We start from the raw sequence: 24,251 nt of genomic DNA on the forward strand, positions 1-24,251 counted from the left end.
AGCTACCAGCGTGGACCGCCCGACCGGACGCCCATCCGGTCACTGAGTTCGACGGCCAGTCGGGGCGGCCGAGGGCGGGTGAGGATGTCGCGGACGAGGTCGCGGGAGAGCTGGTGGTAGCGCACCTGATCAGGGCCGATGACCTCGGCCTCCAGGAGCGCCGCGAGCGCGTCGTCGATGCGGTTCCACCGGGCAAGGGCTCGGGCGGTTTCGATGGCGTGCCGAACCTGCCGCTCGACGGGCACGGTGCTGGTGTCGAGTGGGGCACCGATGGCGATGGCGCGTTGTACGTCGCCGAGTTCCATCGCCACGGTCGTCTTGTGTATCGACACGTTGGTCGGCCCGAAGGCGGTCCAGACGTGGTTGCCATCGGCACCGAGCCGCTGTGCGGCGGCATCGGCCTCGGCGATGTGGGTGTCGGCGGAAGCGCGGTCGTCGTCTCGAGCGGCGGCCAGCGCGCAGACCAGGTGCAGGCTGCCGTAGACCGACAGCAGCTGCGGAGTGGGTTTGGCGAGCCATGGTTCCAGGAACTGCGCCGCCGTGGCGGCGAGGCCACGAGCCTGCGCATATTCGCCGATGGACGCCAGCGAGTGCGCGGCGGAGCGGCTTAGCGAGCCGATGACGACGTGATCGTGGCTGGCGTTGGCGGCGGCCAGCCCTCGGCTGGCTGCGGTCCACGCGAGGTCACCTTCGCCGAGCTTGGTGAGGAACAACGCGGCGAGCTGGTGGGCGTAGGCGGTCATCGCGTGCGCGCGCTGGCCGTCGTCTCCGTCGTACGCCTCGGTGGCGGTGAGGCAGTCGTGGATCAGGTAGGGCAGCCGGCGGGCAAGAGTGCCGTATCGCGAGTGCTGGTAGGCGGTCCAGATATCGGCGACGTCGTTCTCGATCTCGCGCAGGGCGGGCGCTTCGACGTCCCCCGTGCTGGCCAGCGTCGGCGCGAGGTGACGATAGTCGTGAAGCGCGGCCCGCAAGGCCGGGATGGTCTCGCGCCCTGAGTCGTCCGACCACTCGAACAGGCTCGGTGCACCGATCAGGTCGCCGAGGGACACGTCGAGGGCTTTGGAGATCGCGCGTATGACCGACAGCCGGTCGAGGTCGGCCCGGCTCGTCTCGACCTTGCGTAACCACTCCTGGGTCTTGCCGACCAGACCGGCCAGCACCTCCTGGGAAAGCCCTCGTCGACGTCGGTAGAAGGCGACGCGCTGACCGATGGTCATGTCTTCCGTCATCCCTCGCACACCATCACCCTGCCCGCTGAAGGCCGCCGGACCCGGTACGGATTTTCCCGGTTCTCCCTACGGGCCGCCCCTACGTTCAGTTCACCCCGGATCACCGGCGCGTGTCGATGCCGGTGTCGGGATGACTGACAGGGAGCTGCAGATGGAGGGATCGATGAGCGGCGCGCCACTCCACGGGTTGGGTCGCTGGCTCGGCCCGTCCTGTAACGAACTGTCTCGGTGTTCTCCCCGCCCGCGTACCGCCATGAGGGCTGCGTGGGTGGGTGATCGGCGGCCTGCTCCCAGCCGCCGTGATGCGGCGGCGGGCTCGCCATTCCCCCGGCGAGCCCGCCGCTCATCCCTCCTGGTGGGGGTGGAGGCATGACGGTGTACCTCTCGCGTAACGCGATGGCCAGCCAGTCCCGGCGCCCCGAGCCCAGGTGGACGTCCTCGCAGGGGCAGGTGCGGCGCGCTGATCCTCCACTGCTCACCTTCGTGTGGTGTCGGTTGTTCGAGCAGCAGGCCCGCGAGGGTTGTCCCAGGTGACCGGGCAGCAGCGCCGTCTCGCGGCGAACCGGCTCACGCCAGGCGAGGTGGAACATGTGCCGATGCGCCCGCTGTGGCTGTGCCGCCGGTGCGGGCAGCCATGGCCCTGCGGCGCGGCGAAGCTCGCGCTCCTCGCCGAGTACCGGGAAGAGCCGGTGAGCCTGTTCCTCTACCTGGCCGGCTGCCTGCACGACGCGATCGACGACCTGCATCGGCTCAACCCGAGCGTCACGGGCAGCGCCGCCGACATGTTCGACCGGTTCCTCGGCTGGCCCGCCCGCCATACCCACGCCTACCGCGTCACCACCACCGGGGCCGCCGGCATCGAAGAGGCCACCTCGTGAACGGCATCGGCCTCATCAACGCCACCGGCCAGCCGGCGATCGCGGGCAGCTTCCACACCCTGATGGCGTCGCCGGCAGCCCGCTGCGGATCCGCGACGTGGACCGGCTGGCAGACCTCCTCGCCGCCACCCGCGGCGGACACCTCGACCACGCCCCGTACGAGCCGATCCCGACCGTTTCCTGGGATGGGCAGGTGGTGCTGCTCACCGGAACTGCTCGGCATCACCGAGCCGCGATACGGCGACTTCATCGCCGGCAACGTCCTCCAGCAACCCATCACCGCCATGCTCGCCCGCGCCGGCGACCGCTACTTCGAGCACGCGACGTTCACCGCCCGAGAGACGACCTACTGCTGGACCACCCGACAGGGCCTCGTCCGCGCCGCCGCGGATCACCTCACCCCTCAAGAAGAAGCAACATGACCAACGCTCTCGCGGTCCTCGTCAACGCCGCACCCGAGCAACTCGCTCGCCTCCGGCGTCGTCCCTGAGCGGTCGGTAGCGGCCGACGCGGCGAAGTTCGACAACCGCCCCACCTGGGATAACAAGGGTAAGTTCGACAGTCGACCCGGCTGGGACAACTGGAACTAGAAGAAGTAGCCCCACCACGGGACGCGCGGGGTGGCGTGCCCACCCTGCGCCAGCACAGGTTGAGGACACATGCGCACCATCACGATCGGCGACGTGAAGGTCCTGCTGCCGGACCTCGAACCGGACGACCTCGACACCATGACGGACCTGGACGGCGGCCTCACCGAGGCCCTCGTCGAGGGCGCAGCGTGGCGCGGCTCGCACCTGGAGGACGCCCGCGTGCGCAGCAGTCTGATCACCGGCGTGGACCTGAGCGAGAGCACCTGGGAGGCCGGGAGCCTCTACGGCTGCGAGATCACCCGCACCGACTTACCCGGCGCGACCCTGACCGGCATCACCATCGAGCGCTGCGCCATCACCGGCTCCCGGTTCACCGGCACCAGACTCACCGACGTACGCCTCAAGGACGTCCTGTTCGACGGCTGCCGCTTCGACTACGCCACCTTCCAACGCGTCACCGCCGGCGGCTCAATCGCGTTCACCGACTGCACTCTCACCAACGGCGCGTGGTCGTCCTGCCGACTACCTCGCATCGCGCTGCGGTCATGTGACCTCACCGGTCTGGAACTGGACTCCTGCCACCTCGACGGCACCGACCTGCGCGGCAGCCGGCTCCAGGGCCTCAAGACGCCGCTGGTCAACCTGCGCGGTGTCATCCTCGGCGGGGACCAACTTCCTGACCTCACCCGGCTGGCCGTCGCCGCCCTCGACCTCACCGTTCGCAACGACTGAAGCCGAGGAGGCATCGTGCTAGCTGAACCCACTGGCAGCCCGGACACGATCCTCGTCTGCATCCGGGGAAACTCCGGCTCTGGCAAGAGCAGCATCGCCCGCGAACTACGACGCCGGCACGGCCGGGGCTGCGCCTTGGTCGAGCAGGACTACCTGCGCCGTATCGTGCTGCGCGAGCGGGACAAGCCCGGCGGAGCGGCACCGGCGTTGATCGGGCAGACCGTTCGGTTCGCGCTGGACCACGGCTATCACGTGGTGCTGGAGGGCATCATGCACACCAGCCGGTACCGAAGCATGCTGACCGCCCTGCGGGACGATCACCGCGGCCGATCGCTGTTCTGCTACCTCGACGTGTCCCTGGCCGAGACCCTGCGCCGACACCTCACCCGCCCGCAGGCCGGTGAGTTCACCGCCGAGGACATGAGCGGCTGGTACGCCGCCCATGACGTTCTGGGCTGGCCCGACGAACTCGTCCTGCCCGAGACCAGCGGACTGAACGGGGCCGTCGAGACCATCGCGGCTGCCGCCGGGCTACCCCAGACCGGACACGACGACGACCAACTGCCGAACGTCCCGCCCTCGTAGGGCAGTTCATCCGGCTACCGGTGGCGTCCGGTGTGCACTGCGGCTGCCGCGATCATGGCAGCACCGGCTGCGGCGACGACGCGGACACGGCGAGGCCGGCTGGCGGACAGTGCGGTCGTCAACAGCCCCCACCCGGCGGCCAGCGCGAGCGGCAATCGTCCCCGCCGGCTTCGGGCGACCGCGCCGGCTGCCACGGCGGAGGTGGCGAGGAGTCCGACGGCGGACGCGGTGACGGTGCGCGGTGCGTCCGGAGAAGTGCCGGAGGCGACCTTGGCTGCGGCGATGTTGACGGCGCTGGCCACCGTCGTCCACCCCAGGAGGAGGCCGGTGCTCAGCGGTGTGAGCGCGGTCCACGTGGTCGTGTCGGGGGCACGCTGTAGGCGCAGATGAGCGGTGGCCGCGAAGCCGGCAGCGGCCGGCAGGAGGAACGGCGTGAGTGCGAAACGGTCGCGCTGCGCGGCGACCGACCAGGCGGTGTTCATCGCGTAGGCGCCGACAAGTGGCCATCCGACCGCACGACTCAGGGGCTCACCTCGGCCCTGCGGCAGGCACTGGCCGACTGTCGAGGCGACGCATCCGGCGAAGATCGGCGCCCAGACCGCGAAGGCGTAGTCCGGAGGCGTGATCACCGTGTCGTAGCGGTCAGTCTGCTCGCCGTCGCCGAGCAGCGCCCCGAGAACGGGTGTGGCGACGAACGCCGTGCACGTGCCCGCGAGGGCGATCGATCGCAGGCCGTCGTCCATCATCTCTCCGATCATCGTCGGGGTCGATCGATGAAGCTCACTCCGAACCTACCCCAGAACCGGGTGAGGGTCCTGATACTCGGCGCTGCCACCATCGCCCACGACCTGGCGGATCGTCAGGCTTCCCGGACGTACGCCACGGCGATCTCGCTCCGCACTGTCCAGCCGAGTGCGCGGTACAGGCCGCGTCCGTCATCGGTGGCGACGAGGATGCCGGTACCGAGCCCGTTCCGTACTGCGTGGTCGCTGAGCATCCGCATGACGGTGGTGCCCAGGCCTCGGCGCCGGTGCGCGGGAGCGGTCTCCACCTGGTCGACGACGCCGCACGTTCCGGCAGGCGCCAAACGTCCGGAAGCCGCCACGGTGCCGGACGCGTCGACGACGGACGCGACGACGACGTCACCGTCCGTCGTGATGCGGGTCTCGTACGACGGTGGGGGATCGTCGGTACCTGCGGTGAACTGGGTGCTCATCAGGTAGCCGGAGGTGTCGACGGTCCATTGGGATGGCAGGGCGCGGCGCAGATCGGTGGCGTGACCGACGGCTTTGATCCAGGTGCCCGGCGCGGTGTCGTGCCGGGCGATGGCCTCGATCCGGTCGGCGTCCCACGTGTGCAGCACGTGGCGGACCCGGTGGCCGCGCAAGCCCACGTCGGCTCGGAAACCACCCGGGACCTCGACCGGATCAGGAACCCCACGGGAGACGGCCCAGCCGCGACCCCAGGCCATGACCAGTTCGGGCAGAGGGGGCAGTGCCGGGGCTGTCCGGAGGGGCGCTGACGTGCCGGTCCTGTCGATCACCGCAGCATTGTTGCAAATTATGTGCAATAGACGGCGCCGAGGGGTGCGCGGTCGTCCTCACCCGGCGTCAGCCTCTCCGTACACGTCGAGACGGAGCTCCCCGGGGGCCGTCACCTTCGATGCCTGCCGGCGGGGTGTTCGTAGAATCTGGGGGTGCAGAGTGGTCTAGAGCCGGTCCTGGCCGGCGTGTTGGACGCGGCGGAGGCTGCCTCGCCGGTCGAGGCGGTCGAGGCGGTCACCCGCGAGGTCGGGCTGTCGCTCGGTGCGTCGGCCGTCTCGTTCCTGATCGCTGACCTCAGCGGGCGGGCGCTGGTTCGGCTGGCGTACGTGCCGTTCGACGACGCGGACCGGCCCCACCGCTACGGCGACGAGGTCGCCACCGTGCTGCCGTTCGACGGGAGTCCTGCCGAGCAGGCGTTGCGCACCCAGACGGTGCAGGTCGACGCGGGCGCTGACGGCTGGACGGCGTTGGCACCGGTGACCGAGCGCGGTGAGGCGATCGGCCTGCTGGAGATGGTGTTACCGGAGGAGCCGACCGCGCAGGCCCTGGGGGAGATCACGCGTACGGCGCACGCGTTGGCGTTCGTGGTGATCGCCAACCGGCGGCACACCGACCTGTTCGAGTGGGGCCAGCGGACGACTCCGTTCACGTTGTCCGCGGAGATCCAGCGTCGCCTGCTGCCTGGGGCGTTCACGTGCGAGGCCAGCGCGTTCACGTTGTCCGGTTGGTTGGAGCCGGCCGCAAGCATCGGCGGGGACACGTTCGACTACAGCCTGGGCCGCGACGTGCTGCACTTCAGCGTCACCGACGCGATGGGCCACGGGGTGGCGAGCGCGTTGACGGCCACGCTCGGCGTGGGCAGCCTGCGCAACACCCGTCGCCGGGGTGCCGGCCTGGCCGAACAGGCAGATGTCGCGAACACCGCGGTTGCCGAGCACGCCGGCGTGCGCGGCAGTTACGTCACCGCGGTCCTCGGGCGCCTCGACCTGCGCACCGGGGTGTGCGCGCTGCTCAACGCCGGTCACGTTCCGCCACTGCTGGTACGCGGTGGGGAGACCGAGCCGCTGCGGCTGCCGGGCAACTTCCCGCTGGGGATGTTCACCGAGGCGGACTATCTCCACGAGGAGATAACGCTGCAACCCGGTGATCGTCTGGTCGTGGTGACCGACGGCATGCTGGAGCGCAACGCCGCGAACCTGGACCTGCCGGCCGTGTTGCGCTCGATCGGCGACCTGCACCCACGCGAGGCCGCCCGGGCGTTGGCCGACGCCGTGCTCGAGGTGGGCGGCCCGACTCTCGCCGATGATGCGACCCTGCTGATCGTCGACTGGCACGGCGGGCACCAGGAGGGCAGGCGGAGCAGCGCGGGCGCCGACGTGGAGCGCGCCAGCACGGCGCTGCCCGACTGAGTCGTCAGCCGCCGGTGGTCGGTATGGCGGCTTCTGCGGCGGGCACGTCGTCGTAGATGTCGATGACCCGGTCCACCGATGTGATGCTCAGGACGCGGCGCACCCCGGGCTGCACTGCGGCCAGGCTCAGCCGGCCGTCGACGTCGCCGAGCGACTTGAACATCACCACGAGCGTGCCGAGCGCACTCGAATCGATGAACCCCACCCCGGCCAGGTCGACCACCACCTGCCGGTCGCCGGAATCGATGAGTTGCTGCAGGTTGTCGCGCAGTTGCGGGGCGGTGGCCATGTCCAGCTCACCGCGCGCTTCGACCACGGTGCAGCGCCGCCCCGGTCGAGCCGACAACAGCAGATCCATGACATCCTCCCAGCGCGCGGGTCCGCGACACCCACTCTAGGCGCGCGACGTGCGACGACCCAGCCAGCCGATGCCGCGGCGGCACCCGGACCGCTTCGCAGACTATCCCCGGGTACGACGATCTGCCCGCATGGTGGCGAGCGGTGCCGACGCCCCGAGGCCTCGGCACCGCTAGGTTTCAGTTGGCGTGGGTCAGTCGTGTGGTGATGCGCAGGCCCAGCAGGGTGTCGTTCATCCACGGCACCCGCTCGTGGTGCAGACCGGCGGTCATCTGGTCCGCCCATACCTCGTACCGCTGCATGAGCGCGTTCGCCCGGGACCGCGCGCTGGTGATCAGGCAGTCGCCGAGCGGGTCACCCGGCAGGTTCGACGAGTCGACCGCGGGCTCGCAGGGCACCTTGAGGCTGGTCTGGTCGCGGAGCGGGCGGCTGGGGTCGAGCGGGCACGGCGACGCCCCGCAGAGCGCGTAGTTCCCGCTGGCCTTGGCGTAGGCATTCCCGATCTTGGCGTCCGTCGGCATGTTCACCGGGATCTGGTACTGCCCGAACAGGTTCGCCGACAGGACGTCGTCCGAGTCGAGGGCGTTGGGCAGACCAAACCGGGTGTACGCCTGGAGCAGCCGCGCCGCCGTGTTCAGCTTCTTCAGGGCTGCGGGCACCGGCCCACCGACCTGAGTGCTCTGGTCCCGCACCCGGTCGTACATCGACTTCTGCCGGGTCTGGAGGAAACCGCGCAGGGTCGGCGTCAGCGTGGTGTCCAGCGCCGTGTTGTTCGACGCCGTCGCGGCGCTCGCGAAGGCGTACCGCCCGGACGGCCACTTCTGGGTCAGGGCCTGGTCGGGCGTGGTCTCGCTGTCGCAGTTGAACAGCTCGCAGTCGATCTGGTAGACCTGCTCGTCCGGCCAGGTGTAGTCAGCGGTCCGGGAGTTCTGCCAGGCCGCGGTGGAGTTCAGCCGGAACCGGCTGTGGATCTGCAACCGCAGCTTGCCGTAGAAGCGGACCACCCCGGTGCCGTAGCCCGTGGTGCGGGTGTGGACCCAGCTCGGCGTGTAGCAGTGGCCGACCTCGGGCAACTCCCGTACCCCGGCGGGCGGCTCGTCGAGGCGCGGCGTGTACGCGTACTGGAGCGTCCGCACCATGTTCGACATCAGGTCGTAGCGCACGTTGCTGGGCCGGTCGATCTGCCTGCTGCCGTTGCACGAGGGCACCGTCGCCTCGTCGGCCTTCGCCGGAGCCGGGGCGAGCGCCCTGTCGGTGTCCCAGAACAGGTCGTAGTCCTTGAGCGTCTTCACCTGCACGCCGTTGGCGTCCGGCTCCCAGCGGACCTGGACCTCGTTGCTCCGCACGGCCCGCAGCGCGGACGACAGCTCGTTGGTGGCGCCGACATACTCGTTGACCAGGCCGGTGATCAGGCCGTTGGCGTTGCCGTTGACCGGCCGACCGAAGCTGGCCGCGAGGTCGGCGATGCGGGTGCCCTCCGCCTCGATCTGCGCCGCGCGTCCGGCGCTGACCTGGGCGGCGTACGTCGGGTTCTGCAGCATCACCATGGCGTACGCCTGCGCGCCGAGGTTCCACACCGTCGGGTTGCCGACCGGCGTCGACGGTTCGACCATCGAACTGTCCCGACCGCTCGCGACCCGGGCGAGGTAGTTGATCGAACGGGCCTCGCCGAAGCTGTTCAGCACGGTGGTCGGGTCGATCGCCGGGTTGTCGGCGTCGGTCTTGGGCACCACGAAGGCCGCGCCGCTGGCCAGCTGGGTGGCGGTCAGGTGGAACTCGTTCTCCGGGCCGACGAACTCGTTGTACGTCGGGATCGGCTGACCGAAGTTCTCCTGGTAGCCGATGTACTTGTTGATGTCGGCGCGGGCATCGTGCAGGGTGGCGTCGCCGATAGCGGCCAGCACGGTGGCGGCGATGTCCTCCAGGCGCAGCCCGAGCTGGGCGACCTGCTGCTGCACGAGGGTGATCTGCGCGGTGTTGCCGGCGATCGCGGCGTTCAACTTGTCGAACTGGGCCATCATGTTCGCGTACACCGTGTTGATCTGGGCCTCGACCCGCGCGAAGCTGGCGCGCATCTCGTCGCCGAGGGCCCGGACCTCGTCGCGCAACGCTTTGACCTGGGCAAGGATCTGCGCGTCAAGCGATGGTCCACTGCTGCCGAAGAGCCCGACGATCGACATCACGGCACCGAAGACGTTGCCGGTCATCGCCAGCGTCGCGGTGCTGAAGATCGAGCCCGCCAGGCCCCGGCCGGTGATCGCCGCCGCGTACTTGGAGATCGCGCTGATCGTGGTGAGGACCGCCTCGCCGATCACCTTGGACTTCTTGCCGGCGTCGGGGTCGGCGAACCCGATGATCGTGGACACCATGCCCACCCCGGCCTTGATGTCGGAGATCGTCTGCTGGCGGTCCTTGTCCCGGTCCTCCGCGGCCTTCTTGGCCGCGGCGGTGCACGCGGCGCTCGGCGGCCCCTCGGGCGGGCACTTCTGGTTGTTGTCGCCGATCTCGAGGCGGATCTCCAGGCTCAGGCCGAGCAGTTGCGCGTGCAGGGGGGCCAACTGCTGCTTGGCCGCCGCGACGTACGCCACCGAGTCGCCCTGCAGCGCCAGGATCGCGTCGAGGTCCACGTGCGAGAGCCCGGGATCCTGCGTGAGCTGGTCGTAGGTGCTGGTGATGTCCAGCCCGGCCGGCGCACCGAGGACGGCGTTCCAGGCGTTGGCGACCGGCGCGCTCGCCACCCCGGCCTGCCGGATCGCCGACCACACCGCGGCGAGAGCGTCATCACGGCCACGGAGCCACTGGGCGGTTCGCAGCGCGCCGGAGGCCAGCTCCTCGCGGGTGTCCCACGGTTCGACGGTCCTGCCGATCACGGCCCCGACCAGGCCGGTGATCTCCGGCGAGGTCCGGGTGTCCCCGCCGGGCGTGCCGAGCAGGATGTCGACGGACTTGAGCAGCAGATCCTGCTCGGGCAGCAGGAGGTCGTACGCGGTCAGCGAGGTGTCGAGCAGTTGTCTGCGCGTCGTGAGCTGGGTCTGTGCCTGTTCGGCTGTGGCGTTCGGGTGCAGCCGGTGCCACTGGACGAACTCGGCCGACAGCACCGCGGTCCTAGCCCGAGCGGGGCCCTGGAGATGGAGTTCGGCGACCTGGCCGAAGGCCCGGTCGGTGAGCGTCGCCTGGGGGACGGGGACGGGGATGGGATCGGCCGACGCGGGTTCGGCGAGGAGCGCACCTGCCGCTGTGAGCGTGATCATCGCCAGCACAGCAGTCCCGCGCCTCGTGCGCGTGGAACGCATGAATGTCATACGGCGAACGTATTGAGCAGCCTGAAAGGGGGCTGAAACCCCGCTGACTCACGCAGCGTCGGTCAGTCGGCGGCGGGTGACACGGCAGGCGCGTCGAGGGCCGGCGCCACGATGGCGATGGCCTGGTCCGTCAGTGCGGCCAGGTGCCGTTCGTCGTCGCCGGGCTGCCACTGCTGGAGCACCGTGTCGAGGGCCAGCAGGGCCATCCCCGCCGCCATTCGCGGGTAGGGGTCGGTGTGCGGGTCGAGGCCGCAGCGGTCGGCCAGCTGGTCGGCCAGCTCGGCGCGCCACTCGATCTGACGCTCCAGCCAGCGGGCGTGCAGGGCGGGGGTGTCCAGGATGAGACGGACGACGACCCGGGCGCGCTCGGAGTGCTCCGGGTGGTCGTTGCAGGCGGCCAGCGGCACCCAGAGGGCGTGGCGCAGCGCGACCGACGGCGGCTCGGCGGGTGGCCGGGCGGCGAGTTCGGTGATGATGTCGCCGCTCGTGTCGGCCAGGAACCGGACGACCACGTCCTCCTTGGACGCGAAGTAGCGGAAGAAGGTACGCCGGGACATGCCGGCCGCCGCCACGATGTCGTCGACCGTCACCACGTCGAAGCCCTTGGTGGCGAGGAGCATCAGGGCGGCGTCACGCAGTTCGTCGGCCACGAGCTGGCGTTTGCGTTCGGCCAGGCTGCGGTCCGCACCGGATCTCATCCGCCGATGCTACGTCATCCGGTGCCACGTCATGCCCATACTGGCATTGCACGCAGTACTTGACACTCAGTGCCACCGATAGCACAGTGGGCCGCATGACTGTCAATGGCTGGTCCACCGACCGGATCCCCGATCTACGCGGCCGCACCTTCGTCGTCACCGGTGCCACGGCGGGCCTCGGCCTGGCCACCACCCGGGCGCTCGCCGTCCGAGGTGCGCGCGTCGTCCTTGCCGTCCGCGACGAGGAGCGGGGCCGTCGGGTGGCGGCCGACATCGCCGTGGCCCGGCCCGGCGTCGACCTGGAAGTCCGCCGGATCGACCTCGCCGACCTCGACTCGGTACGGACGTTCGCCGACGGGATGCACGCGGACCATCGTCGGGTCGACGTGCTGGTCAACAACGCGGGGGTGATGGCCCTGCCGTTCACCCTCAGCCCGCAGGGGCACGAGATGCAGTTCGCCACGAACCACCTCGGGCACTTCGCCCTCACCGGGCTCCTGCTCGACCTGCTGTTGGCCGGTCGGGATCCGCGGGTGGTCACCGTCACCTCGGTCAACCACCGGCAGGCGACGGTGCGCTTCGCCGACCCGACCGGCGAGCGGGGCTACTCGCCGATGGGCTTCTACAACACGTCCAAGCTGGCCAACGCCATCTTCGGCTACGAGCTGCACCGACGGCTCAGCGCCGCGGCCAGCCCGCTGCGCAGCTTCCTCGCGCACCCCGGCTACACCGCGACGAACCTGCAGTTCAGCGGCACCACGCCGGTCTGGCGGCTCCTGCTGGGCCGGATCGGCAACCCCCTCCTCGCCCAGCCGGTCGACCGGGGCGTCTGGCCGCAGCTGTTCGCCGCCACCGACCCGGGGGCGCAGCCGGGTCAACTCGTCGCCCCCGGCGGGCCGGGCGAGCTGCGTGGCCACCCCGCGCCGGGAAGACTCTCCGTTGCCGCGACCGACCCGGAGCACGGCCGCCGTCTGTGGGAGCTGTCCGAGCACGCCACCGGCGTACGGTTCGGCGCGCTGCGACAAGCGAGCTGAGGTGGAGCACCCTGCGGCGGTCACACTTCAGCAGGCTGGATCGTCCAGGTAGCGACAGACCACAATGGAGGATTCATGTTCGCTGCTTATGTCACCGTCACCACTCTCGCCTCGGTCTTCACGGGCATCGCCGCCGTCACCTACCTGATCGGCCACGCCTACCCGAAGGCCCAGGCGGACATGAAGCGCGTGCCACGGTCGTGGCTGCCGTGGTTGGGCCTCGCGCTGGCGGCCGGTTCGGTGGGGCTGCTCGCCGGTTTCGCCGTACCGCTGCTGGGCACCCTCGCCGCCGGCGGCCTCGTGCTGTACTTCATCGGCGCGCTCGTCGCGCACCTGCGCGTCGGCTCCCGGCAGCTGGTGGGATGGGCCGTCTTCTTCGTCACCGTGGTGGCCACGCTGACCGTGAACCTGGCCTATCACCGCTGAGTGCCCGGTATTGCCGAGCCATAGGCGCCCATCTATAGTTGCGCGGATCACCGCAATCATGGCCGTGGTGACGCGGCCGGGTCGTCGAAGCGCTTCGACGATTCGTCGTTCAGGCCCGTCAGCCGGGTGTCGAGCCTGGTCACGCCGGTCTCGGCGCCCGCTGGGCGTCTGTCGTACGACATGAGGAGAACCGCATGCGGAAGTGGCGCCTCCGGCGCGGAATCACCGCGCTCGCGCTTGCCCTGCTAGCCCTACCGGCCGTTCCCGGCACCGCGCTGGCCGAACCCACCTACCCGTTCAGAGATCCGCACCTGCCCGTGGACGCCCGGGTCGACGACCTGCTCGGCCGCCTCACCCAGGACGAGAAGATCTCCTGGTTGCACCAGTACCAGCCGGCCATCCCGCGGCTGGGCATCGGCCTGTTCAAGACCGGCACCGAGGCACTGCACGGGGTGGCCTGGTCCACCGACATCGACAACAACGGCGCGGTGGTCAAGGCTCGCGGCACGGTCTTCCCGCAACCGGTGGGCATGGCGAGCACCTGGAACCCCGACCTGATCCGACAGGTCGGTTCGGCCGTCGGTGACGAGGCGCGCGGCTACCACGCGCAGAACCCCCGGGTCTGGGGGCTCAACCTCTGGGCGCCGGTGGTCAACCTGCTGCGCGATCCCCGGTGGGGCCGCAACGAGGAGGGCTACTCCGAAGACCCGATGCTCACCGCGGCGATCTCCACCGCGTACGGCTCGGGAATGACCGGCGGCGACCCGAACCACCTGAAGAGCGCACCGACCCTCAAGCACTACCTGGCCTACAACAACGAGGTCCGGCGCGACGTGACCTCCTCGAACGTGCCGCCTCGGGTGCTCAACGAGTACGACCGCGCCGCCTTCAGGCCGGCCATCGCCGCCGGTGCGGCGACCGGGGTGATGGCGTCGTACAACCTGGTCAACGGTCGGCCGGCGACAGTCGACCCGGACCCGATGACGGTGTTCCGGGACTGGACCGACAGGCCGCTGATGAACGTCACCGACGCCTGGGCGCCGAACAACCTCGTCAACACCCAGAAGTACTACGCCACCCAGGCCGAGGGCAACGCGGCGATCATCAAGGCCGGCCTGAGCAGCTTCATCACCGACGACACGAACGCGCAGCCGACCATCACCGCGATCAGGCAGGCGCTCGCCACCGGTCTGCTGACCGAGGCCGACATCGACGCCCGGATCCGCGAGATCCTGCACATCCGGTTCCGGCTGGGCGAGTTCGACCCGGGCGGCGGCCGGTACGGCGGCATCACCCCGGACGTCATCAACAGCCCCGAACACCAGCGGCTGGCCCGGCGGGCCGCCGGCGAGGCGATGGTGCTGCTGAAGAACGAGCGGCAGTCGCTACCGCTGGACCCGGCCCGGACCGGCAAGGTGGCGGTGCTCGGCCCGTTGGCCGACACGCTCTACTCGGACTGGTACGGCGGCGACCTCCCCTATCGGGTGACCGCGCTCGGCGGCATCCGGGAACGGTTGGGCGGCTCGGCGAGTGTGCGCGGGCTCGACGGGGCGGACCGGATCGCGCTGAAGGACGTGTCGACGGGCCGGTACGTCTCGGCCACCGGCACCACCGACGCCGACCCGGTCCTCGGGACCGGCGCCGTCCCGGCGCTCGTCGCCCAGTTCGACGTCGTCGACTGGGGCCAGGACGTGGTGACGTTGCGCAACGCCGCCAACGGCCGCTACCTGGGCTACAACTGGGGGCCGTTCGTCACCCGCGACGAGCAGCCCAACGGTTGGTACGTGCAGCAGCAGTTCAAGCTGGAGCCGCAGGCCGACGGCACCGTGGCATTGCGCTACGTCGGCTACGAGACCAAGGAGAGCTGGTTCGGGGCCAACCGCTACGTCACGGTCGGCGAGGACGGCGCCCTCGCGCTCGGCGCACCGACGGCTGCCGAGGCGACCCACTTCAGTCGGGAGCTGATCAGCAGCGGGATCGACCGGGCCGTGAAGGCGGCCAAGGCCGCCGACACCGCCGTGCTCGTGGTCGGCAGCAACCCGTTCATCAACGGCCGCGAGGCACACGACCGGACCTCCACGGCACTGAGCGCCGGCCAGGAGGCGCTGGTCAAGGCCGTGGCCAGGGCCAACCCGCGGACAGTGCTCGTGCTCCAGACCAGCTACCCGGTCACGACGAGCTGGGCGCAGGAGCACGTGCCGGCGATCGTCTGGACCACCCATGCGGGCGCCGAGACTGGCCACGCCATCGCCGACGTCCTCTTCGGCGACCGCAACCCGTCCGGCCGGCTCACCCAGACCTGGTACCGCTCCGACTCGCAACTGCCGCCGGACCTGCTGGAATACGACATCATCTCGTCGAGGCAGACCTACCTGTACAGCACCGCGAAGCCGCTCTACCCGTTCGGCCACGGACTGTCGTACACCCGCTTCCGGTACGGCCAACTGCGTGCCGATGCCCAGTCGGTGGCGGCGGACGGCACCATCACGGCAACTGTCGACGTGACGAACGTCGGCAGTCGGGTCGGGACGGAGGTCGTGCAGCTCTACACCCACCAGCGCACCTCACGGGACACCACTCCGATCCGCCAGCTCAAGGCGTTCCAACAGGTGAAACTCGCACCCGGGCAGACCCGTGCGGTGACCCTGCGGCTGCCCGCCGCCGACCTGGCGCACTGGGACGTCACCCGCAGCCGGTGGGTGGTCGAGTCGGCCGTCCACGACCTGCTGGTCGGGGCGTCCGTCCAGGACATCCGGGCCCGCGCCGCGGTCCGGGTCCGCGGTGAGACGATCCCGGCCCGGGACCTGTCCCGGCCCACCAGGGCGGAGAACTTCGACAGGTACGCGGGGGTCCGGCTGGTCGACGAGACGAAGCCCAGCGGTACGGCGGTCGGTGCCACCGCCGCCGGTCAGTGGATCTCGTTCGACGGTTCCGCGCTGCGCGCCGACGCCCGCACCTTCACCGCGAAGGTCGCGCGGGCCGGCGCGGGTGCCGGCACAATCCAGATCCGGCTGGGCTCGCCCACCGGCCGGCTGCTCGGCACGGCCACCGTGCCCAGCACCGGGGACGACTACCGCTATGTCACCACCAGCACCGAGTTGGCCAGGGCCGTCGGTACCCGCGACGTGTACCTGGTGTTCGATTCCCCGCTGCGGCTGGCGGAGTTCTCCGTCGGGTGACCGGAGCCTGGGGCCGGGTCGATCGTCGACCCGGCCTCGGGCCAGCACTGGCCGGTGCTCAGCCGTGGATTCGTCGGACGACGTAAGCGGGCTGTGCGGTCGATATGGCTGATCCGTCCGATAGGGACACAATTCTACATAGACGCCCTCCGATTGACTGTTGCATTGGTCAGACGTGTGACCTACGCTCCCAGTAGAAATTTCGGGGCGGTTAACAAAGAGTGCGGTCGGGGCGACGGAAGACCCCGCCGGCCCTCAGTGGCGTCGCTGTTCCGTACTCGTCGCTCGATACGCACGTTGGGCACCACATCGACGACCAGTGAGAGGAACAGACGTGAAGTCAGCCCTATCCACGGCTCGGATGTCATGGCTGGCGGTGGCGGCGCTTGTCGCTGCCACGCTGCCAGCCGTGCTGACGAGCCCACTGCCGGCCTCGGCCGCGGTCCAGGCGACCTACTACGTCGCCCCGAACGGTGACGACGCCAACCCGGGGACGCTGCAGTCGCCGTTCAAGACGATCCAACGTGCGCGCGACGTCGTGCGAACGATAAGCGGAAACCTGACCGGCGACGTCAACGTCCTCCTGCGGGGCGGCACCTATCCGGTGACCAGCACCATCGAATTCGGGTCCAGCGACTCCGGCACCAACGGATACCGGGTCACCTACGGGGCCTACGCCAACGAGAAGCCGGTCCTCGACGGTGGCGTCCAGGTGACCGGGTGGACCCAGCACAGCGGCAACATCTGGAAGGCGCCACTCGACCGCGCCAACAAGCTGCGGGCGCTCTACGTCAACGACAAGCGCGCCGTCATGGCGACGAAGACGGTCAGCTCGGGCGGGTGCTTCGGGACGTACAACATCACTGCCAACCAGGCCGCCTGGGCCTGGGAGTCGGGGTCGCAGTGTGACGGCGCGAAGTACAACCAGAACGACTTCCCCGCCATCGCGCGCAACCAGGACGACATCGAGATCGAGACGGGCACGACCTGGACCACCGCCATCGTCGGTGTCCGGCAGGTGACCACCGACAGCGGCAGCCGGGTCGCCCTGTTCCAGCAGCCGGGTGCGGCCATCGCCCAGGGCGCGTTCAACGGTAACGCCCAGGTCGGCGGCACCCACAAACTCATGAACGCGTACGAGTTCCTGGACGCGCCCGGTGAGTTCTACTTCGACAAGGGCACCAAGACGGTCTACTACTACAAGGCCAGCGCCGAGAACATGTCGACCGCGACGGTCTACGCCCCGAACAACGTCACCACCGTGCTGCGGGTCGCCGGCACCTCGACGACCAGCCACGCCCGCAACATCACGTTCTCCGGACTGACCGTGCGGCACTCGGACTGGAACCTGTTCAACGTCGCCGGCTCGTCCTTCAAGCAGGCGCAGCAGGGCAACCTCGGTGCGCAGGTGTACGCGAAGGGCAACTTCCACGTCTACTACTACCGCAACGTGGATGTCACCCCCGGCATCATCCAGATCCAGAACGCCGACGGCCTCCTGCTGCAACGCAACCGCATCGAGCACACCGGCGCCGACGGCATCAGCATGGTCAACGACGTGCAGGGCACCCAGTTGATCGGAAACGCCACAAACGACATCGCCGGGTCCGCCATCACCGTCGGCCACCCGCAGCACGTCTACATCGGCGACGGCACGTCGAGCAACCGGGAGAAGTACTCCGCGTCGGTCGAGGGGTTGCCGAAGAACATCGACATCAAGAACAACTACCTCTACGACAGCGCGGTTCTGTTCAACGGGCACAGCCCCATCTCGGCCTACTTCGCCGACACCCTCACCATCCAGCGCAACCGGATCGAGAAGGCCCCGTGGTCCGGCATCACCATGGGGTGGGGATGGTGGAACTTCGACGGGTCGTCGGGCTCGATCCAGCCGAACCGACCCACCACGACGGCGCGCAACAACACGATCAGTTACAACCACATCATCGACACGGTGCAGCGCCTCAGCGACACGGCGCCCATCTACACGCTTGGTAGCCAGCCCGGGACCACCATCACCAACAACTACCTCCAGGGCGTCCCGTCGGGCCACAAGTACGGGTTACACCCGGACGAGGGCTCGGCGTTCATCACGTTCCGGGACAACGTCCTGAGCATCGACAAGAACGTCACCTGGATGATCAATTCCGACGACTTCGGGCGCAAGCACGACCTGAGCATCACGCAGATCTACGGCCCGATCAACAAGGTCTCGAACAAGAACCTGCCGAACAGCACCGTCGCCGACATCCTCGTCTCGTCCGACTATGTCTGGCCGGCGGCGGCCTACAGCATCGCGGCGAACTCCGGCCTTGAGGACGCGTACCGGGACATCGTCCCGTCGAGCACCTACTCGGCACCGAACTACGTGCTGCCGGCCAGCACGTTCGTCGCCAGCACCACGGCGTCGATCCCGATCCGGAGCACCGGCGACGCCACCAGGTCGGTCTGGTTGGCGCCGTACGGCACGACCACCTTCACCGCGGGAGCGACGATGACCAGGGCGGGCGGCACCGCCACCTCCATCGCCGTGCCGACGGCCCAGGGCGAGTACCGCCTCTACGTCGTCGACGCCCAGGGCAACAGGTCGGCCGAGTCGACAGCGATCGTCCGGCAGCAGCAGGGCGGCGGCAGTGGTACGGGGCAGGGGCAGCTCGTGGGTGCCCAGTCCGGCCGCTGTGTCGAGGTGCCCAACTCCTCCACCACCAACGGCACGCAGACGCAACTCTGGGACTGCTCCACCGGCACCAACCAGCGGTGGACCCACACCAGCAGCAGGCAGTTGACCGTCTACGGCAACAAGTGCCTGGACGCCTCCGGGAACGGCACGGCCAACGGCACCCAGGTCATCATCTGGGACTGCCACGGCGGCACGAACCAGCAGTGGAACGTCAACGCCAACGGCACCGTGACGAACGCCCAGTCCGGGCTCTGCCTCGACGCCAACGGCGCCGCCACCGCGAACGGCACGAAGATGATCCTCTGGTCCTGCAACGGCGGCACGAACCAGCAGTGGACGCTGCGTAGCTGACCCGACCAGACCCCGGGGCCAGGCCGACACGGGCCTGGCCCCGGCTACTTCTGGTAGCCGTAGTTGTCGCAGGTCCGGCGCCCCTGAACGCAGTTCTTGGTGCGCTTGTTCATGGTCGTGACGTCCCACATGACGAACGCGTCGCCGTGCATCGACGAGGCGCTCTTGCCCTCCTTGTCGGAGGAGAGGTAGTAGCCCGCCGGGGTGCCCTTCGCCGGGTACTGGATGTCGAAGGTGATCGCCGGGACCCGGACCGGGTGACTGCTCGGGCAGGCGTTGCCGCTGCCGTACGCCACATGGTCCTTGTGGTTCGGGCTGTCCAGGTGCTTGCCGTCCCAGCAGTCGGGGAACTGCATCATGAAGTGAAGCGTCGCGTCGCCACCGCAGATGGGCCAGTTGCCGTTGGTGCTGCGGGCGATGCCGTCGAGGTCGCCGGGGCCGTAGAAGGCGCAGTAGAACTGGCCTGTCGCGCCACGGGGCGTCGGCTTCTTCTTCTTGGCGTCGCCGGAGATCATGCGCAGGCCGTTGGGCATCGGCATCTGGCCTGTCGAGTTCTTCGCGAGCGAGCGGTAGTAGACCCGGAACCCGCTGGTCTCGACCGGCTTTCCGGTCGCGTTGTCGTAGAGCGTGGGCACCCAGTAGGCGGAGTGGTCCTGGACCGGCTTGCAGGAGGTGGCCGTGAACTTCGTCAGGTCTCCGGCGACGGTGTTCGCGTCGACGGCCTTGTTGCCGACGAACGAGTGCATGTGGGATGCGCCGGGTAGGCCGGGGGCCACGATCGGGTCGTCCGGCAGCCGGTGGCTGTACTGGCAGTCCGCCCGGAACTCCGGGAGGTTGCCCACCCCGGACGGGACGGGGTCGGCCTTCAACGCCCGGTACGCGTCGGCCTGCGCCTTCCAGGCGGCCCGGTCGACAGGAATCCAGCCGGTGGTGGGGACCTTCGGCGTGGCCGAGGTCGACGGTGTCGTGGACGCCGACGGGGTCATCGAGACAGCAGGTGTCGCGGAGGTCGACCCCACCGCGCTCGGTGACCCGGTCTGCCCGGCCGACGGCGACTGGTACTCCTGAGCGTTGGCCGCGTTCGAGGGTTCGGGCGTCACGTCACCGTTGCCGAGGTACACGCCGGCCGCCGCGACGACGAGCGCGACCGCCGCGCCAGCGGCCAAGCCCAGCCGGTTGCGAACGAACCAACTCGGCTGCCGGTGACGGGACGGCGGTTGGCTCGCGTCCGGTTCGGGCAACGAGGCGTACGACACGGGTCACTCCCATCGAGCAGACGACGGCGCTGACCCGGACGGCCACGGCCGCCGTATGGTAGGCGTTTCCCGATCTCCACCGACAGCTTCCTAAAGCTTCCTTAAAGAAGGTTGCCTGCCGGAAATGCAGTGGGGCACCGACCGTCAGGTCTGACGATCGATGCCCCCAGCCGGCGCTGCCGGCGTTGTTACTTGGCGGCGCTCAGGGCGACCAGCGCCTGTGCGGTGCGGAAGTACGGGCTGCGACCGAGGTCGCCCACGGTGGTGATGTTGAACGCCTCCTTGAGCAGCTTGGCGTCCCCCGCGCTGACGCCGGTGAGGGCGCTCACGGGGGAGTCGACCAGCTCGGCGAGGGTCTTGTCCTGGTAGGCCTTGACGACGAGCTTGCTGAAGTCGGCGGTGACGCTCATGCGATCTCCTACGAGCAGCAGGTGGGACATCCCACCCGGAAGTGGATCTAGCGGATGAATTAGATCATCACGCGCGGACACCGTCCACAGGGGACTGTCGTGTCGTCTGAGCCGCGTCCTCGGCCCTCGGCAGTCGGTGCTCCAGGTCGGCGATGATCGTGCGTAGCTGTGCCAACTGCTCGTGCACGGTCGGCTCGCCGACGTCGTTGCCGGCCTCCGGCCGGGCAACCCGCGCCGCCGCCGCGCGCTCCTCCTGGTGGGCCTCGTCCAGGGCGTTCAGGACCACCCCCACCAGGAGGTTCGTCAGCAGATAACAGGCGGCGACCATGTACGAGACGTAGTACAACACCGCCCACTCGGTGACCTCCCGGCCGACCTGGAGGGTGTCGGTGATGCCGTCAAGCGACAACAGCAGGAACAGCGTGAGCATCGCCTGCCCCACCGTGCCGTACCGCTCGGGAATCGCCACGCCGAACAACATCCAGCCGAGCATCGCGTACCCGTACAGCACGAGGACCGTGACCAGCAGGAAGCTGCCGAGCCCGGGAAGGCTGCGCCGGATCCCGACGAGGATCACCCGCAGGCTGGGGAAGAGGCGGAACGCGCGGACGATGCGGGCGAGGCGCAACAGCCTCAACATCGTGACGTTCTCGCGTACGCCGGGCGCCAGTGGCGCCACGATGATGAGCAGGTCGAAGACGTTCCACGGATCGCGGAAGAACTCCCCTGGCCGTCGCAGGTGCGCCCCGAACCGGGTCAGGAGTTCGGCCACGAAGTACGCCAGACACCCGTACTCGATGGTCTGGAGCGGGGCTCCGGCCAGCGCGATCGTTCGGCCGTACGTCTCCAGGCCCAGCGCCACCGCGTTGAGGACGATGACGAGGAAGCTGGCCAGACTGAACCACGGGGCGGTCGTCAACTCCTGGCAGGCGTCGGCCAGCCGGTGCGTCCAACCGGGTGTTGCGCTCGTCATCGTTCCTCTCGACCCGTTCGGGATCTCGTTGCGGAGCAGGTCACCGCGTCTCCGGGGCCGCTCCGGACCGTTCGTACAGCGGGGTGACGACGGTGGCGGCCACCAGCATCGATGGCCGCCGTGCGACACGTCGTCGACCCGAGGTCACGCCTCCGGCGTGGCCTCGGCCTGCTGGTCTGCGCTCGGAGACTCCTCGACCTCGTCCACGGCCGGCACGGACGCCGGCACGGTCCACGAGAACTCGATCTCGACGGACACCTCCGTCTCGCTCTCCTGCTCGATCTCCAACTCGCACCGGACGGTGTCCGCCACGGACACGGAACCCGCCGCGCCGTAGAAGAGCCGCCCATCGGACTCCAGCTGGTTCGCCAGCTGACGCAACCAGGCGGCCAGGTCCGAGCGCGACACCGTACGGGCGTCCTCGTAGATATCCATGCCGGCCATGCTCGCACTCCACAAGGGACTCACCGGGGAAGGGCTTGGGTCGCGCGTGCGTCGGCCGCATGGTATGGATCTTGTTCGGGTGGGTACGCGTGGGAGATGACATCAACCTGGAAACCCCACGAGAAGCACGGCGGCCTGTCGGACAAGGACAAGCGCGAGCTGCCGGAGAGCGTTTTCGCGTTCCCCGACAAGCGCAAGGAGCCGATGACCGACGCGGGCCATGTCCGTAACGCCGTCGCCCGGTTCGACCAGGTGCAGGGCGTCACCGACAAGGAGCGTGACCTGGCGTTCCAGAACATTCTCGCCGCCGCCAAGCACTACGGTGTCGACGTCGCGGAGACGAACTGGCGTCAGCTCGGCAAACTCCCGCACACCCCGAATCCCGCCCACTGACCTGACACGTACACGTTTCGGCCCGCTCGCCGGATAGGTCGGCCTGAGCTGGGTAAACGGCGCGGATGCCCGCCACGCAGGAGTCGGCAGCCGCCTCCGACCCGGACCCGTACGGGCAGTCCCGGGTCGATCGGGCCTGGGCCGTCCTCCGCGGGCGGGTGCGGTACGGGGTCAGGTCCCGCGTCTGGCGTCTCCGCCTCTACGGGCTGCTCGCCGTGCAGGCCGGCATCGCGGCGGCGCTCGCCTGGTTCGTGGGGTACCAGTTCCTGGACAACCCCGCCCCGGTGCTGGCGCCCACCACCGCGGTCGGCATCGTGGCCGCCTCGATGGGCTCACGCCTGCGGCGCACCGTCGAGTTGCTGGTCGGGGTCGTCCTCGGGCTCGCCGTGGGTGACACGCTCATGCCGCTGTTCGGCATCGGGGCCTGGCAGACCGGCGCGGTCGTCGTGCTGGCCATCATCGTCGCCGTGCTGCTCAAGGGCGGCGGTTCACTGCTCACCCAGGCTGGTGGCACCGCGGTGCTCATCGCCACCCTGGAACCACCCGTGCGGGACCTGTCCGTACCCCGTTTCGTCGACGCCGCGGTCGGCGGGTTGATCGGGCTGGCGGTCGGTCTGCTCGTGGTGCCCATCCACCCGCAGCGGACGGTGCAGCGGCTGGCCGAACCTGTCCTCGACCCGGCCATCGCCGCCCTGCACGACCTGGCGGCGGCGCTCGGCCGTCGCGACCTCGGCGAGGCCCAGCGGAGTCTGGGGGCGCTGCGTGACCTCAGCCCCCGGCTGACCGCGCTCGACGAAGGGCTCGACGCTGCCCAGGAGGTGGTCCGACTGGCGCCGCTGCGCTGGCGTGAACGCCCATCCCTGGCTTTCTACACCGAGGCCGTCCGGCACATGGAGCGCAGCCTGCACAGCTGTCGGTCGATCGCGAGACGGCTCACCAAGGCGCTGCGGGACGATGAGCCGGTGCCGGCGGAGTTTCCGGCGGCGATCGACCTGTTCGCCTCGAGTGTGCAGACCCTGCGATGCGCGATCCGCACGCGGGACGACCCGGGGGAGGCGCGCCAGCAGATCCTGGCCGCCGTCGAACTGATCGGGCGGGCGCAGGGGGATGCCGCCTCGGACCCCACCCGCCCACACACCCACCGATTGGGCTACTCCGGCATGATCGCTGCGGGCGAGTTCCGGACGGCCGCCCACGACCTGCTCATCGCCAGCGGGCTCGACGCCGACCGGGCGGCGGAGTTGGTGCGGCGGCCGGCCATCCGGTGACGTCCACGTCAGGCCGACGTGAGCGAGGCGAGGACGTCGAGGTAGTGCGGGTTCTTCATGACGCCCAGCACGTTGCCGAACGGGTCGACGACCGCCGCGGTGATGAAGCCCTCGCCCCCGTGCGCAGTGATCGGCTGGTACTCCGTGGCACCCATCGCCAACAGTCGTTCGACTGTCGCGTCCAGGTCGTCGACGCACCAGTGCATGACCACGCCGCCGGGCCCGACAGCCGCGCCGGCCGGCGCGTACCTGCGGTCGATGATGCCCAGCTCGGCCTGGTAGTCCCCGATGCGGAACTCGGTGTAGGCCGGGCGTCCGTCGGGGCCGGGGCGCATGAAGTACGCCTCGATGCCGAGGAAGTCCGCGTACCAGGCCGTGGCCGCGGCCACGTCGTCCGCCCAGATGTTGAGTGTGGCAAATCCGCGCAGGCTCATCGGGTGTCCTCTCGTCGATGTCGTCGGTGCTGACGCTATCGGCGATTGCGGAAGCTACGCTTCCGCGATTCCGCGCGGG

General features: G+C 69.5%; 22 protein-coding genes and 2 pseudogenes. 13 read left to right on the forward strand and 11 right to left on the reverse strand.

The genetic code is table 11. The features are described 5' to 3' along the window. Positions 1–2: 2 nt before the first annotated feature. On the reverse strand, positions 3–1,229 hold the full coding sequence (locus ACWER9_RS17480; RefSeq protein ID WP_452302802.1) for a helix-turn-helix domain-containing protein: 1,227 nt from the start codon (positions 1,227–1,229) through the stop codon (positions 3–5). Between the two features lie 369 nt (positions 1,230–1,598). Between ACWER9_RS17480 and amcA the strand changes: the two genes are divergently transcribed. The 6 genes and pseudogenes from amcA to ACWER9_RS17510 all read left to right on the forward strand — a co-directional run bounded on the left by amcA (position 1,599) and on the right by ACWER9_RS17510 (position 4,014). Continuing rightward, the gene (amcA, locus tag ACWER9_RS17485) at positions 1,599–1,763 is read left to right on the forward strand and encodes a multiple cyclophane-containing RiPP AmcA (RefSeq protein ID WP_452302803.1); all 165 of its coding nucleotides are present in this window, start codon (positions 1,599–1,601) and stop codon (positions 1,761–1,763) included. Then, the gene (locus tag ACWER9_RS17490; RefSeq protein ID WP_452302804.1) at positions 1,760–2,107 is read left to right on the forward strand and encodes a hypothetical protein; all 348 of its coding nucleotides are present in this window, start codon (positions 1,760–1,762) and stop codon (positions 2,105–2,107) included. The genes amcA and ACWER9_RS17490 overlap by 4 nt, the downstream gene beginning before the upstream one ends. A 67-nt stretch (positions 2,108–2,174) precedes the next feature. Then, a pseudogene (locus ACWER9_RS17495) lies at positions 2,175–2,529 on the forward strand (cyclophane-forming radical SAM peptide maturase AmcB); the annotation flags it as partial. Positions 2,530–2,643: 114 nt separating this feature from the next. Then, positions 2,644–2,697: pseudogene (locus tag ACWER9_RS17500) on the forward strand (hypothetical protein); the annotation flags it as partial. Between the two features lie 69 nt (positions 2,698–2,766). Then, positions 2,767–3,429 carry a pentapeptide repeat-containing protein gene (locus tag ACWER9_RS17505; RefSeq protein WP_452302805.1) on the forward strand — a complete coding sequence of 221 codons (663 nt, stop codon included), beginning with the start codon at positions 2,767–2,769 and terminating at the stop codon, positions 3,427–3,429. Positions 3,430–3,444: 15 nt separating this feature from the next. Then, positions 3,445–4,014 carry a kinase gene (locus tag ACWER9_RS17510; RefSeq protein WP_452302806.1) on the forward strand — a complete coding sequence of 190 codons (570 nt, stop codon included), beginning with the start codon at positions 3,445–3,447 and terminating at the stop codon, positions 4,012–4,014. Positions 4,015–4,028: 14 nt separating this feature from the next. Here the strand turns inward: ACWER9_RS17510 and ACWER9_RS17515 are convergent, their stop codons facing one another. Together ACWER9_RS17515 and ACWER9_RS17520 are read right to left on the reverse strand one after the other, a co-directional pair. Next, positions 4,029–4,760 (reverse strand): hypothetical protein, encoded by a 732-nt coding sequence (locus ACWER9_RS17515; RefSeq protein ID WP_452302807.1) that lies wholly within the window; start codon positions 4,758–4,760, stop codon positions 4,029–4,031. Between the two features lie 113 nt (positions 4,761–4,873). Beyond that, the gene (locus ACWER9_RS17520) at positions 4,874–5,557 is read right to left on the reverse strand and encodes a GNAT family N-acetyltransferase (RefSeq protein WP_452302808.1); all 684 of its coding nucleotides are present in this window, start codon (positions 5,555–5,557) and stop codon (positions 4,874–4,876) included. 153 nt (positions 5,558–5,710) lie between these two features. On the opposite strand from ACWER9_RS17520, the gene ACWER9_RS17525 reads away from it, so the two are divergent. After that, a complete protein-coding gene (locus ACWER9_RS17525) occupies positions 5,711–6,967 on the forward strand; it encodes a PP2C family protein-serine/threonine phosphatase (RefSeq protein WP_452302809.1) in 1,257 nt (418 codons plus the stop codon). A 4-nt stretch (positions 6,968–6,971) separates the two neighbouring features. Here the strand turns inward: ACWER9_RS17525 and ACWER9_RS17530 are convergent, their stop codons facing one another. The 3 genes from ACWER9_RS17530 to ACWER9_RS17540 form a co-directional block, all read right to left on the reverse strand. Further along, positions 6,972–7,325, reverse strand: a complete 354-nt coding sequence (locus tag ACWER9_RS17530; RefSeq protein ID WP_452302810.1) for an STAS domain-containing protein — start codon at positions 7,323–7,325, stop codon at positions 6,972–6,974. Between the two features lie 178 nt (positions 7,326–7,503). Then, on the reverse strand, positions 7,504–10,575 hold the full coding sequence (locus tag ACWER9_RS17535) for a hypothetical protein (RefSeq protein ID WP_452302811.1): 3,072 nt from the start codon (positions 10,573–10,575) through the stop codon (positions 7,504–7,506). Between the two features lie 113 nt (positions 10,576–10,688). Continuing rightward, the gene (locus tag ACWER9_RS17540) at positions 10,689–11,324 is read right to left on the reverse strand and encodes an acyl-CoA-like ligand-binding transcription factor (RefSeq protein ID WP_452302812.1); all 636 of its coding nucleotides are present in this window, start codon (positions 11,322–11,324) and stop codon (positions 10,689–10,691) included. Between the two features lie 95 nt (positions 11,325–11,419). On the opposite strand from ACWER9_RS17540, the gene ACWER9_RS17545 reads away from it, so the two are divergent. From ACWER9_RS17545 to ACWER9_RS17560, 4 genes are all read left to right on the forward strand, one after another. Then, positions 11,420–12,358 (forward strand): oxidoreductase, encoded by a 939-nt coding sequence (locus ACWER9_RS17545; protein WP_452302813.1) that lies wholly within the window; start codon positions 11,420–11,422, stop codon positions 12,356–12,358. Between the two features lie 75 nt (positions 12,359–12,433). Next, entirely contained in the window at positions 12,434–12,784 is a 351-nt protein-coding gene (locus ACWER9_RS17550; RefSeq protein ID WP_452302814.1) for a DoxX family protein, read from the forward strand. A gap of 194 nt (positions 12,785–12,978) precedes the next feature. Continuing rightward, positions 12,979–15,963, forward strand: a complete 2,985-nt coding sequence (locus ACWER9_RS17555; protein ID WP_452302815.1) for a glycoside hydrolase family 3 C-terminal domain-containing protein — start codon at positions 12,979–12,981, stop codon at positions 15,961–15,963. Between the two features lie 361 nt (positions 15,964–16,324). Beyond that, positions 16,325–18,994: an RICIN domain-containing protein gene (locus tag ACWER9_RS17560; protein WP_452302816.1), complete on the forward strand. Its 2,670-nt coding sequence runs from the start codon at positions 16,325–16,327 to the stop codon at positions 18,992–18,994. Between the two features lie 44 nt (positions 18,995–19,038). Here ACWER9_RS17560 and ACWER9_RS17565 read toward each other — a convergent pair whose 3' ends face one another. The 4 genes from ACWER9_RS17565 to ACWER9_RS17580 form a co-directional block, all read right to left on the reverse strand. After that, on the reverse strand, positions 19,039–20,250 hold the full coding sequence (locus ACWER9_RS17565) for a DUF1996 domain-containing protein (protein WP_452302817.1): 1,212 nt from the start codon (positions 20,248–20,250) through the stop codon (positions 19,039–19,041). A 188-nt stretch (positions 20,251–20,438) separates the two neighbouring features. Further along, positions 20,439–20,660 carry a hypothetical protein gene (locus ACWER9_RS17570; protein ID WP_145785213.1) on the reverse strand — a complete coding sequence of 74 codons (222 nt, stop codon included), beginning with the start codon at positions 20,658–20,660 and terminating at the stop codon, positions 20,439–20,441. 67 nt (positions 20,661–20,727) lie between these two features. Continuing rightward, positions 20,728–21,633 (reverse strand): ion transporter, encoded by a 906-nt coding sequence (locus tag ACWER9_RS17575; RefSeq protein WP_452302818.1) that lies wholly within the window; start codon positions 21,631–21,633, stop codon positions 20,728–20,730. A 144-nt stretch (positions 21,634–21,777) separates the two neighbouring features. Then, positions 21,778–22,077 carry an amphi-Trp domain-containing protein gene (locus ACWER9_RS17580; RefSeq protein ID WP_452302819.1) on the reverse strand — a complete coding sequence of 100 codons (300 nt, stop codon included), beginning with the start codon at positions 22,075–22,077 and terminating at the stop codon, positions 21,778–21,780. 96 nt (positions 22,078–22,173) lie between these two features. Between ACWER9_RS17580 and ACWER9_RS17585 the strand changes: the two genes are divergently transcribed. Together ACWER9_RS17585 and ACWER9_RS17590 are read left to right on the forward strand one after the other, a co-directional pair. After that, the gene (locus tag ACWER9_RS17585; RefSeq protein WP_452302820.1) at positions 22,174–22,470 is read left to right on the forward strand and encodes a DUF6582 domain-containing protein; all 297 of its coding nucleotides are present in this window, start codon (positions 22,174–22,176) and stop codon (positions 22,468–22,470) included. Between the two features lie 65 nt (positions 22,471–22,535). Continuing rightward, entirely contained in the window at positions 22,536–23,738 is a 1,203-nt protein-coding gene (locus ACWER9_RS17590; RefSeq protein WP_452302821.1) for an FUSC family protein, read from the forward strand. Between the two features lie 8 nt (positions 23,739–23,746). Here the strand turns inward: ACWER9_RS17590 and ACWER9_RS17595 are convergent, their stop codons facing one another. Continuing rightward, the gene (locus ACWER9_RS17595; protein WP_452302822.1) at positions 23,747–24,172 is read right to left on the reverse strand and encodes a VOC family protein; all 426 of its coding nucleotides are present in this window, start codon (positions 24,170–24,172) and stop codon (positions 23,747–23,749) included. Positions 24,173–24,251: the final 79 nt, after the last annotated feature.

This window comes from Micromonospora sp. NPDC003944, assembly GCF_053605225.1.